The 14811-nt window shown below is 50.9% G+C and carries 10 protein-coding genes; 1 reads left to right on the top strand and 9 read right to left on the bottom strand.

Annotation, left to right across the window (positions count from 1 at the left end; all coding sequences use genetic code 11):
- Positions 1-70: 70 nt before the first annotated feature.
- The 9 genes from NDA01_RS04860 to NDA01_RS04820 form a co-directional block, all read right to left on the bottom strand.
- Positions 71-2701: a GAF domain-containing protein gene (locus NDA01_RS04860; RefSeq protein WP_348227072.1), complete on the bottom strand. Its 2631-nt coding sequence runs from the start codon at positions 2699-2701 to the stop codon at positions 71-73.
- Between the two features lie 485 nt (positions 2702-3186).
- Positions 3187-4320 (bottom strand): glycosyltransferase family 4 protein, encoded by a 1134-nt coding sequence (locus tag NDA01_RS04855; protein ID WP_348227071.1) that lies wholly within the window; start codon positions 4318-4320, stop codon positions 3187-3189.
- A gap of 84 nt (positions 4321-4404) precedes the next feature.
- Entirely contained in the window at positions 4405-5556 is a 1152-nt protein-coding gene (locus tag NDA01_RS04850) for an NAD-dependent epimerase/dehydratase family protein (RefSeq protein ID WP_190431381.1), read from the bottom strand.
- Between the two features lie 183 nt (positions 5557-5739).
- Positions 5740-6330 carry a chromophore lyase CpcT/CpeT gene (locus tag NDA01_RS04845; protein WP_348227070.1) on the bottom strand — a complete coding sequence of 197 codons (591 nt, stop codon included), beginning with the start codon at positions 6328-6330 and terminating at the stop codon, positions 5740-5742.
- Between the two features lie 160 nt (positions 6331-6490).
- A complete protein-coding gene (locus NDA01_RS04840) occupies positions 6491-8065 on the bottom strand; it encodes an alkaline phosphatase D family protein (RefSeq protein WP_348227069.1) in 1575 nt (524 codons plus the stop codon).
- 183 nt (positions 8066-8248) lie between these two features.
- Entirely contained in the window at positions 8249-9457 is a 1209-nt protein-coding gene (locus NDA01_RS04835; RefSeq protein WP_348227068.1) for an esterase-like activity of phytase family protein, read from the bottom strand.
- Between the two features lie 112 nt (positions 9458-9569).
- A complete protein-coding gene (locus tag NDA01_RS04830) occupies positions 9570-10202 on the bottom strand; it encodes a cytochrome c oxidase subunit 3 (protein WP_190431390.1) in 633 nt (210 codons plus the stop codon).
- 49 nt (positions 10203-10251) lie between these two features.
- Complete coding sequence (gene ctaD, locus NDA01_RS04825) at positions 10252-12018, bottom strand: cytochrome c oxidase subunit I (protein ID WP_190431392.1); 1767 nt, start codon at positions 12016-12018, stop codon at positions 10252-10254.
- 89 nt (positions 12019-12107) lie between these two features.
- Positions 12108-13235, bottom strand: a complete 1128-nt coding sequence (locus NDA01_RS04820; protein WP_348227067.1) for a cytochrome c oxidase subunit II — start codon at positions 13233-13235, stop codon at positions 12108-12110.
- A gap of 499 nt (positions 13236-13734) precedes the next feature.
- Between NDA01_RS04820 and NDA01_RS04815 the strand changes: the two genes are divergently transcribed.
- Positions 13735-14709 carry a COX15/CtaA family protein gene (locus NDA01_RS04815; RefSeq protein WP_348227066.1) on the top strand — a complete coding sequence of 325 codons (975 nt, stop codon included), beginning with the start codon at positions 13735-13737 and terminating at the stop codon, positions 14707-14709.
- Positions 14710-14811: the final 102 nt, after the last annotated feature.

Here is a 14811-nt window from a genome sequence, read left to right as displayed (position 1 = left end):
TGGCAATTGAGCGATCTAAGCAGCGTCCATAGAAGTGAATAGTCTACTTCTATGGATGCTGTTGACTTGGCTATTTGCTCGTCATCGTGTGCACGCCGTCCCAGTCTTCGGGGGGCGGATTTGTGAGGTAGTCTTGAATTCGCCGGAGATGGGCTTCCACCGCTTGATCAGTTTCCCGCAATTTTTGAGCAGCGCTGAAGTGCTTGAGCGCGGCTTGAAATTCCATTTGAGTGTAGGCTGTGCGTCCAGCAATATAGAGCCCTAAAAAATCTTCGCTTTCGGCTGGCAAAGCCTCCCGGCGATCGCCAATCAGCTCAAAAATGCTGACAGGTCTGTTCTTGCCTTTGACGCGGATTTTGTCGAGTTCTCGCACCCAAATGCGATCGCGGCAGAGTTCATAAGTGAACTCGCTTAGCACAATATCGCAGCCATATTCCTTCGTCACACTCTCTAAGCGAGAGCTGAGGTTAACACCATCTCCGATCACGGTGTAGTCCATGCGCTTCTGGGAGCCGATGTTACCAGAAACCACTTCTCCAGAACTAATCCCAATCCCGATGTGAATTTGGGGCTGGGCTTCCACCATCCGCGCCTCGTTAAACTCCTTGAGCCGTCGCCGCATATCCAGCGCCGATTGCACTGCCATCCAGGCATGGTTTTCGTTGAGAGGGAGAGGTGCACCAAAGACTGCCATGATCGCATCCCCGATGAACTTGTCCAGGGTGCCTTCATAGTTGAAGATCGCTTCCACCATCGTCTCAAAGTACTGATTCAGCAGCTCGACGACTTTGGTCGCTTCCAAGTTTTCCGTCAAGGTGGTGTAGCCACGAATATCTGAGAACAGAATTGTGACTTCTTTACGCTCACCCACCATGAGGCCATCTTCGCCCAAAGCCATGACTCGCTCTGCCACGCCTGGGGTCATGTAGCGATACATGGTCGTCTTCATCCGCTTCTCTTGGCTGATGTCTTCTAGAACCACCAAGCCGCCGCGCACGCTACCTTCTGGGTTGGTGAGGGGATTCACCGTGAGGTTAATACTACGCTCAATTTCCCGGATTTGCGCTTTGGTGAAGTAAGTCGGCTCGACTACATAGTTGCCATTGCTAGTTTCAGCCGTTTGTTCCGTCGGCAGTTCGTTCCAAGCAACGTAACGACTGGTGTCGGTGCGATCGCTGATAGTTAAGGTGTATACGGTGTTGCCGTCATCTTCTACAGTTCCTTCGCCTACAGCACTCGTGGCAATATGGAGCCCCACCGTTAAGCTCTGCTCTGGTACGTAGTGTTTGGCCGCAGTTTTCAAGCTATCTTGCAATCGCATTTGCAAGTTCTCGATAGGAATAATGTCCCAGACGTAGCGGCCCACCAGCTTGTCTTGCCAGTGCAATTTATTCACCTTGCCACTGGCTTTGCGGACCGGGCAGCCTAGCAACTCAATGGCCGCATCATTAATAGTGACGATTCTACCTTGCATGTCGGTGGAGATCACCGCATCCGACAGACTTTGCAGCATGTCTTTCTGATACTGTTTCTCCAGCAGCACGTTCTCAAACAGTTGGGCATTTTCTAAGGCAATCCCCGCCTGAATATTAAAGGCCCGCATGAACTCTTCGTCAGAGTTAGTAAAGCTGCCTTGATGCTTATTAATTAATTGGGTGACTCCAATCAACTCGCTGCTGGAGTTAAACACAGGCATACAGAGAATATTGCGAGTGTAATAACCCGTTCTCTTATCAGTGCTAGGATCAAAGCGTGGGTCTTCGTAAGCATTCGGGATGTTTAGGGTTTCACCCGTCGAAGCGACGTACCCAGCAATGCCTTTATTGGCAGGAATGCGGATTTCCAAAATTGTTTTTTCGTCGGCTGCCGCAACTTTGGTCCACAGCTCATTGGTTTCCCGGCTCAATAGGAACAAAGTGCTGCGATCGGCCTGCATCAAGTCACGCGCTTGATTCATCACTGCCCGTAGGGTGGTTTCTAGATCTAAGCTGCGCCCCAACATCTTGGTCGCTTCTAGCAGCGCTGCCACCCCGCGCTGGTTCCGGGCTGCAATGTAGAACGTATTACAACTTTCTAGGATGATGCCAATCGAAGAAGCAAATTCACGGAAGTGTTGCTCATCTGTGGCGTCAAATGGCATCCCTCCCATCTTGTTCAGCAACTGGACGACTGCAACCACCCGCTCATGCTTATTAAAAATAGGCATGCACAAGATATTTTTGGTATGGTAGCCCGTTTGCTTATCAACTTCTTTATTAAAGAGAGGATGACTGTAGGCATCAGGAATATTTAGGCATTCTCCTGTTGTAGCGACATGACCTGCAATGCCTTTATCAATCGGAATACGAATCTCTGGAGACTTGCCGTCATCGCTCTGAGCAATTTTGGCCCAAAGCTGCGCTTTTTCTTCATCTACCAAAAAAATAGTGGTGCGATCGGCCTGAAGAATTTGGCCAATTTTTAAGGTAAATGCCTCTAGAATCTGCTCTAGCAGAGTCTCTAAGGTTTCATTATTAATTAAATCGATCGCCCGTAAAAAGTGCTCAAACTCACGGGTAATCTGCTCCAGCAAATCAATGAATTGCGGAATAGGTAAATCCTTGACGCGATGAGTTAGGTTGCCTTTACGGTTATTGGCTTGAGTCAGGGTAGCCAGCATGCCACCCGCTTGAGGCACAGCGCCAGAATTATGGAGTGTCATAGTCATGACCGATAAATGGGGCGAGGCAGCCCATGCTTGGTAGATGGATTCTGAGCGAGGCGATCGCAGGAGAATTAGATGTTTTTATAGACACTACACTAAAGCTCATTTCCTGTTGATTAGCGTAGCTTGCCTAGTCAAGCTGATACCACCCAGAGCCAGTCAGAAAACTTGATTCAGGTCTGGGGATGCCCAACTCGTTCAAGTTCAGATTGGTTCTTATCTATAGTGTCGTGAGGTATTCTCGATTAATCAAGAGATCGTTGCAACTAAAACAGGTTATTAGTTCAGTCAAGGTTAGTATCCCCTCACAAGACTGAGCAATAACAGAACCACTACGAATGTAACTGGTTGTCTACAGTCCAACAAGCAACAACTTATACAGAACTGTAGTTCTGCTGAGCATACCCTCTCCCCCATCCTCTCTTCCCTGGGAGAGGGGTGCCGTAGGCGGGGTGAGGTTTGAATTGTCTGAATCGGTACTCCTAAGCTGCTGAAGGTAAAACTTGAGAGTTAACCACAGCGCGGTAATAACTCTGAAGCTGACGAGTGGCGGCGGACCAACCCCAACGTTCTGCTTCTAGGCGAGCATTTTGGCGCAGAGTTTCGCGCTTCTCAACTTGATTTAGCAAAGCTTGAGTCGCCGCGATCGCCCCTTGCTCATCGGTGGGGTCGAACAGGTAGCCGTTCACCCCATCGGTCACAATGTCAGGAATTCCCCCAGAGCGAGCTGCCACCACTGGGCAACCTGCCGCCATCGCTTCTAGGAGTACCAGCCCTAAAGTTTCGGTCCGGGAAGGAAAGACAAAGGCATCGGCAGAAGCAAAGGCACTCGATAGCTCTTTGCCTCCGAGATACCCAACGAAGTGGGTGGGGGTGCCCGCAAAATGCTTCTCGAGTTCCTGGCGGAAGGGACCATCTCCCACTAAAGCCAAGCGAGCGTTGGGAATTGCTTCCAAAACAGGCTTGATCCGATCGATTTCTTTTTCGGCGGAGAGACGACCCACATAGAGCAATAACGGTGCTTCTGGGTGGCCTTGACTGAGGCGCGATCGCATCTCCTGACTGGCTAAGCTCGGTTGAAATGTTTCTGTATCTACGCCCCGTTGCCAAAGGTCTACTCGCTCAATACCGTGAGCCGTCAGTTCCTCCACCATGGCCGTGGAGGTGCATAAATTCAGTTGCGCTTGGTTATGCCCCGCTTTCAGCAGTTCCCAGAGCAAACCTTCTAGCATCCCCAAGCCATAGTGTTCCAAGTACTTGGGTAGGTGCGTGTGGTAAGAAGCAACTAAAGGAATTTTTAGAGTTTTACTGTAGTACAGACCTGCCAATCCTAAGACGGCAGGATTGACGATATGAACTAAGTCTGGGCGAAATCGCTCCAAGGCTTCCCCAATTGAAGGGCGAGGAAAAGCCAGCTTTAGCTCTGGGTACAAGGGCAGAGGAATTCCCGGTACCCCATAAATTTTGGCACCTTTGTACTCAGTTAATCCTCCGTCGGGGGAAAAAACAAGCACTTGATCGCCAGTACGCTGTAAGTGCTCAACGGTATGGCGTAGGCGCGTGACAATTCCATCAACCTTGGGCAAAAAGGTTTCAGTGAATAGAGCAATTCGCATAAAGTCTAGAAATACTTAATTGCTGACAACTTTTTTAGGGTTGAAAAAAAGCAGAGCCCCTAGAAGAAGCTCTGCCTGAAATGGTTATCTACGCCAAGAAACTTTGGGAAGGATTTGATTCTGGTCAACGCGATCCTGGTACTTCACAGCAAAGTTAAGCAAGGAATCGAGCAAGGAATCGGAAAGGAAGTGAGGTTGCAGTCCGAGGCTGAGCAGATTGGTATTTTTGGCATTGAAGTAATGCTCTTCTAGCTCGACCCGGGGGTTGTCGATGTGATCAACTTTCACATCTAGGCCCAAGGAAGCACCCGCTTGCTTCACCATCGTGGCTAAGTCGCCAATGCTGAAGAGCTCGGTGAATTGGTTGAAGACTCGGAACTGACCCGCATCAGCGGGGTTCGCGATCGCCAACTCTACACAACGTACGGTATCGCGGATATCTAGGAAGCCACGGGTCTGACCGCCCTTCCCATAAACCGTGATTGGATGCCCAGTCGCTGCTTGGATACAGAAGCGGTTCAACGCAGTACCAAAAACGCCGTCGTAGTCTAAGCGGTTGATTAACAGCTCGTCCATTCCGGTTTCTTCGGTGAGGACGCCATAAACCACGCCTTGGTTCAAGTCGGTAGCACGCAGGCCCCAAACCCGACAAGCAAAGTGAATATTGTGGCTGTCGTGGACTTTGCTGAGGTGGTAGAACGAGCCAGGTTGCTTGGGATAGGGCAGGGTATCCTTACGACCGTTGTGCTCGATCGTGATGTAGCCTTCTTCAATATCAATATTGGGTGTGCCATATTCACCCATCGTGCCCAGTTTGACGAGATGGCAGTCAGGGAAGCTTTCACGCATCACGTAGAGCAGGTTCAGCGTTCCAACCACGTTGTTGACCTGGGTGAGGACGGCGTGCTCGCGGTCAATCATGGAGAAGGGGGCAGAACGCTGTTCCCCAAAGTGCACAATTGCTTCTGGCTCGAAGGTATGAAGCGCTTTGTTCAAGAACTCGTAATTGGTAATGTCACCAATAAAGAGGTCTATGGACTTTCCGGTTAAATCTTTCCAACGCTGGAGCCGTTGTTGGATCGGTGCAATGGGGGTCAGGGTTTCGATGCAAAGTTCCGTATCCCAGTGTCGGCGCACCATACTGTCCAGAATGCCGACTTCATAACCTCGATTGGAGAGGTAGAGCGCAGTTGCCCAACCGCAGTAACCATCGCCGCCAATAACCAGGACTTTCATCTTGCTGAATCTTGCACGAGTAGTGTTCGCTGAATCCGTCAGGTCTAGAGTTTTTCCGCCTGGGGACAGACTAGACTAAGTTCTGAGTTCACTATCAGCCCAAGACTGGAATGAACTTTGAGAACCTTTTACACACCGTACCAGGAATGGGGCTCATTGAGACCTCCCCCCGGAACAGAAATTTTAAACTCTCACTTCGTTACCAAAGTTGGCCCAACGGACGAAATAGAAGGGGCCCGCAACTGCACCCCAGACATGCTCGTCTGTTTCAGGATCTCGACCACGATCGTGGCTAATAAATTTTTCGCCGTCTATCTCAAACGTGCTGTCGAGATAGGTGGTTTGACCTTTGCGAACCACGATGCATCCTTTCCCAGGTTCTACGTAGCCCTTAAAGCTGTCGCCCGTCCACTCGGCAATCATGTTGCATCCGGGCAATTTTTCTAGATCTTCAACCTTGAGGCTTTTAAGGCGCTCTAGGTCTCGTGAGGCTCCATAAAACCGCGCTTCTTCCCGGACGGTGTAGTTCTCAATTTCAATGCGATCGCCCTGCACTACTAAATTGAGCACTCGCACCCGATAGGGATCATTTAGCTGATAATCATAGGCTTGCTCAACGAGCAGGCTGATGCCAGACAGAATTTTTTGGGGAATGGGACGCATACAAACCCGGATGTGGGCAAAGAAAGGCGGGTTCTCAAAGGCTTGTTCTTGGTTGCTAAAGTCTGCCGCCATCCAGCGGGCTAAGGTGCCAACATCGGTCGAGTGAGTCATGGAAGAAATTAAAATTGCACATCTAAAAGTGATCCCCACTATTGTCTAGGATCTAGGGTCTAGGATCTAGCTAGTTTTTAAGGGCCAGCTTTTGAGTGCCAATGTTTAAGGCAGAGTGGGGCGATCGCTGGATTGATTTTGCTACTGTCGAGGATTCTGGTTAAATCCGTTGGGCTCCAAGTTGCCCATCTTGTACGACAAAACTCGCCAAAGTACTGACGGTCGCCTCGAGAGCCAGAATGGTAGACACAACTCGGAAATCAGTCTGCCATTGCTGGGGTGTGACCTCGCAGCGGACGTAGCCCCGGAAAGCACCATCAAAAAACTTGGTGTGAGGGTTAGCAGGCAGCGCTGCAGTGACAGGAGCAATAAAGGCTTGGGGAAAATCAGACGTAATGGAGGTACCGACAAATTCAGTGCCGAGGGTGGCTGAATTGGGATTGTTGAAGTCAGCCTTCAAATCGTGGACCCAGCTAGAGTGAATGTCACCCGTCAGCACAACCGGATTGCTAGGTTGGCGATTTTGGAGAAACTGGAACAGGCGTTGCCGAGCTGCCACATACCCATCCCACTGATCCATATTGAACAGTTCTGAGGTAGGTCGGGGGTCAAAGTCGAACTGAGCCAGCATCACCTGCTGAGCCAAGACATTCCAGCGCGATCGCGAACGGGTTAAATTCCGGTAGAGCCACTGCTCCTGCTTAAGGCCTGTGAGGGTTGCTTGAGTCGCAAAAGCTTCTGGGCAGCGAGGTTTGAGTTCATCTCCACAAGGCTGATCGGTGCGATATTGCCGAGTGTCTAGCACATTAAATTCCAGCAAGTCCCCAAAGGCGAAGCGACGATAGAGCTGTAAGTCTGGGCCCTTGGGAAACGCAGTGGGGCGTAAGGGCATGTGCTCGTAGTACGCGCGGTAGGCGTTGGCCCGACGGCTGAGAAACGCTTGTTGGCTCTGGTCATCTTCAGGAATGGCATCGGCGTAGTTGTTGTCAACTTCATGGTCATCCCAGGTGACGATCCAAGGAAAGTTGGCATGAGCCGCTTGAAGGTTGGGATCAGTTTTGTAAAGGGCGTGGCGGTTGCGGTAATCTTCTAGGCTGACAATTTCAGGACCGTTGTGTTGTCTGGGTTTGCCTGCTTCGGGGCCGTATTCGTAGATGTAGTCGCCTAAATGTAGGACGAGATCCAACTCTTCTTCTGCCAAATGTTTATAGGCTGTGTAATACCCGTTTTGCCAATCTTGGCAAGAGGCAAAGGCAAAGCGCAAACGAGCGAAGCGATCGCCTAAAGCAGGGGCAGTCCGAGTGCGACCAATGGGACTAATTTCTTTGCCAACCTGAAATTGATACCAATACCAGCGATCGGGTTGCAAACCTTCCACAACCACACGCACTGAGTGGGCTAGCTCCGGGGTAGCCATTGCTGTGCCTCGCTGCACCACTTGCCGCATGGTGGCATCTGTCGCTACTTGCCATTGGATCGGCACTGGGTTGGGAATCATCCCACCACCGTTGAGGGGATCAGGAGCGAGTCTGGTCCACAGCACTACACTGGTGGGCAACGGATCACCGGAGGCGACACCCAGACTGAAGGGATAGTCCGTAAAGCGAGGAGTTGCAATGACTCGGCTGGGTTTCTGGCTCGCGATCGCCAACCCTGCTAAAGCCCCCGCCCCAATGATTAGACTGCGCCGCTTCATGCGAGCGGATAGTAAACGGTCAAATTGCAAGGAATCCATTTCTCTCCTCACCCTAGTTAAAAGCAGGACTTGTTCAGCATTGGTCCGAATCATCACGACCCATAGAGCTGAAAGTGACTGCCCAGCTAGAAATAACCTACCAGTGAGGGATTAAAGAGGCTTCAAGATGTCATTAAAGTCAAATTAATCAGTAATGCAGTCGAAGCAAAGGTTTGAGCCAGCTTAGGTAGAATTTTTGAGCCGAAACAAGAGCACCTGAGTTGGTTGTTCGGCTTGTAAGTGGTTATTGCTGACCAGCAGTAGGCTTTGGGAGCCATCTGGCAACTGTGGCCCCAAAGTCATCCCGGCTAAGTCACCCAACGGAATCCCAAGCTTGTTCAAGTCTAATAGCGATCGCTTCCGAATCGGTTGAATGCCTTCTGCGCCTTGTAGACTGGCCAGACTAGAAGTGTCTGTAGCGCTACCCATCGCCAATTGGAAAATTTCGGCAGAGGGGGCGGAGTCATCTAGGGTTTCTTCCAAGCTCAAGAAATGCCCGCCTTGGTCGAGCACCATCAATTCTGTGAGTTGAGGCGCGATCGCACCTACGGGAGGAGCCTTGATGGGATACACATGCTCGGCAATCAGCACTGGAAGACCGTCTCCGATCAGATAGTGAAGTAAGCGATTATTAGCGGTTTGGTTCTCGGTCTCGCGATCTTGCACCAAAGCTGTTTGAGTGGCGGTGAAGATGCGAAAAGGTTCTAAATTGGCAGGGCTGACACTAGGAGCGCTGATGGTGAGGGCCGAAAATGCTCCGTGTTCTTGAACCCCTATGGGTGCTTCTGGCGTGCCAGTGCTAGGCAAATACCGATTGGGGATGGGCAAGCGATGCCGTAGCTTGCCTGTTGCTAGATCAAACTCGCCGACTAAAGGAGTGCTCCCTGCGGCATCTAAGCTGTCACTCGAAATAAAGACAGACTGTTGCGGAGACAGAGCAATGCCAGCGGGAGCGATCGCATTAGGATCATAGGGTTGACCATTCTCTTGCCTTAGCAGCGTTACCTGCTCCACTTCGAGCTGCTGAATTTTGGGAGCCTGCGTGTCGCTGGTATCCAGGCTGAGCTTGAAGGTGTAAAACCTGGCTGGCGCTTGCTGACTCGAATCACTAGAAACGGCATAAAAGCGATCGTGCTGGCGATCATAAGTAAGAGCTGACAAAGCTCCGACTGGGGTGTTGTCGTAAGTGGACTGGGGTAGTTGATACTCGCCCAAAAACTCTAGGGAGCGGTCTAAAAACAGTCTGGACTCGGCGGAAATCCTCGGTACACCGCAAGCAGTGAGTAAAAGGGGGATGATCAAAATCAGGGCGCTCACGGCTCGACGGTAAGCCCTAAACGATGGGGTGATCGCTCGTAGAACTGCTGAGGAAAAAGATTGATCCTGTTTCACTGCCCATCCTCGACGCATACACAAAGCATTATCTATATTTGCTAAATTCACTAGTAATTAAAAACCCCCTGGGGAGGGGGTGAGACTGATTAAGTTTAAGGTGCAGCAGTTTCTAGAGTAGATAGAGCAGCAGAAAGAGTAGCACCCAGATTACGTCTACAAAGTGCCAATACAATTCAGCGGCTTCTACGCCAAAGTGATTTTCCTTCGAGTAGTGGTTGGGCTTGAGCGATCGCCACAGCACACCCAACATCAGCACTAAACCGAAGCAGACATGTAAACCGTGGAAGCCAGTCAGGACATAGAAGGTGCTGCCAAACAAGTTTGAGGTGAGGCCAAATTCGAGATGCTTGTACTCATAGATCTGACCGCACAAGAAGACGGCTCCCATCAGAGCCGTAACAGCGAACCAAGTCCGTAACCCTTTCACATCATCTTTTTTGACTGCTGTATCGGCTTGGTGGATCACAAAGCTGCTAGCAATCAAAATGACGGTGTTGATGCTGGGCAGGAGTAATTCCAGCTTGGGCGTACCTGCGGGGGGCCAACTCGGAGCTACGGCCCGGAAGGTTAAATAAGCCGTGAATAAGCCCAGGAAGATCATGCCCTCAGCAATCAGGAACACAATCACGCCTAGTAAGCGATAGTCATGATGCTCAACTCCGTGTGCCGAAACTTCTGACACTTCGGCTTGGTGATGGTAATTTAGCTCGGCTTTCGACGGGTCAATAGTGGAACCTTGCATGAATCTCCAATGCCTTTAGCGCAACGACAAGTGCATTTATCTGGGTTGATCAGCGGTTGTGACTTTCGCCTTGGCGATCGTCAGGATGAGCTGCAACCGCTGGATCAGGCTCGGCCCTGAGAGCAGAGCTAGGACCCGCAGATAAAGCTGGATCGCGGGCATCTGAGAACGGTACATCGACTTGAGTGGCGCGATTGCCCATCCCATAGTCGTAGGGACCTGTAGCCAAAACGGGATCACTCTCAAAGTTTTCCACAGGGGGTGGAGAAGTCGTCATCCACTCTAAGGTCAGACCTTGCCAAGGGTTGTCAGGAGCTTTAGGACCCGCTATCCAACTCCAGCAAGCATTCACAATGAAGGGAATGGTAGAGAGCGCCAGCAAATAGGCACCGATCGAACAAATTAGGTTTAGGGTAGCGAACTTAGGATCGTACTCAGCAATGCGTCGGTTCATCCCTTCCATGCCAAGCTTGTGCATGGGCATGAAAGTGATATTGAAGCCAACCAGCATCATGGCAAAGTGAATTTTGCCCCAGGTTTCATTCAGCATCCGCCCCGTCATTTTGGGGAACCAGTGATAGAAGCCAGCGTAGATGCCGAAGACGCTACCACCAAAGAGCACGTAGTGTAGGTGGGCGACGACAAAGTAAGTGTCGTGGACGTGAATATCAAAGGGGACAGCCGCCACCATCACGCCGCTGATGCCACCGATGACAAACATGGAGACAAAGCCCATCGCAAACAACATGGCGCTGTTAAGCCGTAGCTTGCCGCCCCAGATGGTAGCCAGCCAACTGAACACCTTGATCCCCGTGGGGACGGCGATCACCATTGTCGTGATCATGAAAAACATGCGCAGCCAAGCAGGAGTGCCGCTGGTGAACATGTGGTGTGCCCACACAATCAGGCCCAAGAAGCTAATCGCCAAGCTGGAGTAAGCGATCGCCTTATAGCCAAAGATGGGCTTGCGGGCATGGACAGGCAAAATTTCCGAGATCATGCCGAAGAAGGGCAAGATCATAATGTAAACGGCGGGGTGCGAGTAAAACCAGAACAAGTGCTGGTAAACAATCGGGTCACCGCCACCCGTCGGGTTAAAAAATGCCGTTCCTGCCAGTAGGTCAAAGGCCAAGAGAATCAGTGCACCTGCTAGAACGGGGGTAGCAATCAGCGCTAAGGCTGAAGTGGAGAGCATGGCCCAGCAGAACAAAGGCATTTGGTTATAGCCCATGCCGGGGGCGCGCATCTTCACAATCGTGACGATGAAGTTGACCGCCGCCAGGATCGAAGAGGTTCCAAGCAACAGCACGCTCATGATCCAGATTGCTTCTCCAGCCTTGCCAGCAGCCATAGTGCTGAGAGGCGGATAAGAAGTCCAACCTGAACCCGGTGCTCCGACTAAGAAGCTACTCAGGAGTAACAAGCCTGCGGGCGGAATGATCCAGAAGGCGATCGCGTTCAGCCGGGGGAAGGCCATGTCTCTGGCCCCGATCAGTAGGGGCACCAAGAAGTTGCCAAAGCCACCCGTTCCTGCTGGCACGATCCACAAAAAGATCATGATCGTGGCGTGGACCGTAAATAAGCTGTTGTAAACCTCGCGGCTGACAAAATCAACTTCTGGCGTTGCCAGTTCGGTGCGGACGGCAGTTGCCAGGACACCACCAATTAAATAGAAGATAAACGTAGTGACCAGGTACTGAATCCCAATTACCTTGTGGTCAGTACTAAAGCCAAAATATTCGCGCCAATGGGTCACTTTAGGCTCGGAGCCGTGGGCGGGGATGTTGGCAGTTTCTTGAAGCTGTGCTTGTGTCATAGCCAATTCTCACAACAGAGAGATGCCAAGTGACAGTCTCTAAATTTCTCTGAAAGCAAAACTCAACAGACCTTAAATTTGAGCGTGATTTAGCTAGCAGTACTACCAACAGTATCCGCATGATGCATTTGGTGCATGCTATGGGGAAGTTCCTGGAGGGCTGCTGCGCTGATGCCTAAATCTTGGGTGTAAGGCGCTAAAAATTCATCGGTAGATAGCTCGGGTGGGTTAGCCGCGATCGCCTGGGTCAAATCTGCTGATGCAGTCGCCTTCTGACTTTGAACCCAATTGTCAAAGTCTCCAGGGGCCTGAACCAAGACTTTAGTTTTCATCGCACCGTGGTAGGCACCGCAAAGCTCGGCACAAATCAGGGGATATTCGCCAACTCTATTAGGCGTAAAGCGTAGTTCACTCTGCAAGCCAGGCACTGCATCTTGCTTCAAGCGAAATTCTGGTACCCAGAAGGCATGAATCACATCGTTGGCAGAGATGTTGAGCTTAACTTCGCGCCCTGCCGGGACATGCAACTCAGCCGCAACAATACCGCTGTCTGGGTAAGTAAAGATCCAGGCGAATTGCAAGCCTGTGACGTTCACCACCATTTCGGGGGCTTTGCCTTGCTTATCAGGCGTTGCCCCTACCTTGCCTGCGGTAACTCCTTCACCCGGAGCATCCTTGCGCTGGGGAATCGTTTCATTTCTGACCGCAGCTGTCGCCGGATCTTGCAGAGCCTTCTCTTGCTCCAATTGATTGCGATTTTCTGTGGCGGGTGCATCCGCAAGGGTGGCCGCGATCGCCGCTCCAGGCATTTGAGCGATCCGCTCTGGCTTAGGAGCATGGGCAGCCGCGTGATTCATGGGATCAACGCCCCCTTCCCGCAGATAAACCTCGAAGCTATAGACCGAAATACCCAAAACAATGATGGCAGGGATCGCGGTCCAAAGAATTTCTAGGGGAATGTTGCCGTGGATGGGAGGCCCGTCTGTGTCGTCCCCCTCACGCCGTCGGAATCGAATGATGGAAACAATGAGGACTCCCTGAACCAGCAAGAAAATGCCAGTTCCGATAGTCATCATTACATTGAAGAGCCCGTCTACGAGAGGAGCTTCTTCAGAAGCTGCAATTGGCAACAAATCATGATTTTGGCCGTACCAAACACTCACGAGTGTCAGTAGAATGCCAGCAATCATGGCTGAAATAGCGCTTGGGATTTTCACGGCTAGTTAGAGAGTCCTATCAAAACTAAGTTTGAGATTAAGTAGCAACTAATTCTTATTCATGAGTTCGGATCTCATTGAATGAGGAAATTCAACTCAGAGACTTCCCACAAAACTGAATTAATTTGCTAAATGCCAATAGAATCATCAAGCTTTATCAGTGCGATCTACCTACCAAGGTAAAGCAGGGAGTTAGGAAGATCGGTCGTCATTGTATATCTTTAGGAATTTCTTCGGGATCGCACCGAAGAGAGATGAATCAAGCGCTAGAAGTGTTTATCCTAGGTCTGAATTTTACACGGGTTTAACTTTTCAAAGTCAGATGTAACCACTCACGGCTTGCTTCACAATCCGAAGAAATTCCTAAACCTACCTCTATCTCAGGATAGCGTCCTTAAAGTAATAACTAGAGCCCTTCATCCTGAAAATCAAGTGTTAGGGTGAGGATAAGAGATGGCTCAAATCCTTGTAAATTTTGATTTTTGTTAGGGTACCGCTTATGACAGATTCTGTCTTACCTCGCCACCCTGAATCAGCGACAGAGTCATCCCAGCTCATTCAATGGATCTCACGCTTTGTCATGCGGATGGCGATCGCGACGTTGCTGTTGATGGCGATTGGCAGTGCTACCCGAGTCATGAATGCTGGATTAGCCTGCCCCGACTGGCCTTTGTGCTATGGCGAGTTGGTGCCCCGCCAGCAGATGAATCTGCAAGTGTTCCTAGAGTGGTTTCACCGCTTAGATGCCGCCCTTCTAGGTTTGTCTTCGCTGGCTTTATTTGGAGTTACTTGGTGGAATCGCCGCCAATTGCCAGCTTGGTTGCCTTGGTCTGCCACGCTGGTGGTGGGCTTGATTGTGTTTCAAGGAGTGTTGGGAGGGCTGACGGTTACTGAACTCCTTCGCTTCGACATCGTTACGGCTCATTTGGGAACGGCGCTGTTATATTTCACGACGTTGCTCGTGATTCGCATGGCATTGGTGCCTTACCAGGGCACAGGCACCGTTGGCCAACTTCCCTGGGTCAGCTTGAGCGCCGCTGTTTTCGTCTATGCTCAAAGCATTTTAGGCGCGTTAGTTGGCTCTCAGTGGGCATTACACCAATGCTTTGGTGCCGCCCAGCTTTGCCAAGTCATGAACAGCCATATCGCTGGAGTGGTGCCCGCTAGTTTAGCCACCCTTGCAACGGTGTGGCTCGCTTGGCGAACCCCTGCGCTCAGCCCCCTGCTGCGCCAATTTGCCAACTGGATTGCAGGTTTGTTGGTGTTGCAAGTTGCCTTGGGGATCGCTACATTTCGCTTACACCTACAAGTTGAACCGCTGACTGTGGCTCACCAAGCAATCGGTGCTGGCTTACTCGGAACGCTGGTAGCGTTTACGGTGCTGGCTCTTCGCGATCGCGCCAGTGCTAAAGCTGCTGAGCCAACCACCTCATCGGGACCATCCTTGCCGAGTGCTCAGTCTGAACCTGCCTAGCTTCTTTTCTGGCAAGACCTGAAAGAACAGGGTTAGGCCATTGATGGCTTACAAATCAGTAGGTTTATGGCCCTGCTGTTGTAGCCTGCAAGTTTTATAGGA

The sequence above is a fragment of the Trichocoleus desertorum AS-A10 genome (assembly GCF_039962155.1).
Lineage (GTDB): Bacteria > Cyanobacteriota > Cyanobacteriia > FACHB-46 > FACHB-46 > Trichocoleus.
This window is presented reverse-complemented; position numbering and strand designations above follow the sequence as displayed.

Excerpts from the sequence above, each read along its gene's own strand:
- NDA01_RS04840 (WP_348227069.1), bottom strand. The coding sequence starts at position 8,065 with ATGGATTCCTTGCAATTTGACCGTTTACTATCCGCTCGCATGAAGCGG.
- NDA01_RS04845 (WP_348227070.1), bottom strand. The coding sequence starts at position 6,330 with ATGACTCACTCGACCGATGTTGGCACCTTAGCCCGCTGGATGGCGGCA.
- NDA01_RS04850 (WP_190431381.1), bottom strand. The coding sequence starts at position 5,556 with ATGAAAGTCCTGGTTATTGGCGGCGATGGTTACTGCGGTTGGGCAACT.
- NDA01_RS04860 (WP_348227072.1), bottom strand. The coding sequence starts at position 2,701 with ATGACACTCCATAATTCTGGCGCTGTGCCTCAAGCGGGTGGCATGCTG.
- NDA01_RS04815 (WP_348227066.1), top strand. The coding sequence starts at position 13,735 with ATGACAGATTCTGTCTTACCTCGCCACCCTGAATCAGCGACAGAGTCA.
- NDA01_RS04830 (WP_190431390.1), bottom strand. The coding sequence starts at position 10,202 with ATGCAAGGTTCCACTATTGACCCGTCGAAAGCCGAGCTAAATTACCAT.
- NDA01_RS04855 (WP_348227071.1), bottom strand. The coding sequence starts at position 4,320 with ATGCGAATTGCTCTATTCACTGAAACCTTTTTGCCCAAGGTTGATGGA.
- ctaD (WP_190431392.1), bottom strand. The coding sequence starts at position 12,018 with ATGACACAAGCACAGCTTCAAGAAACTGCCAACATCCCCGCCCACGGC.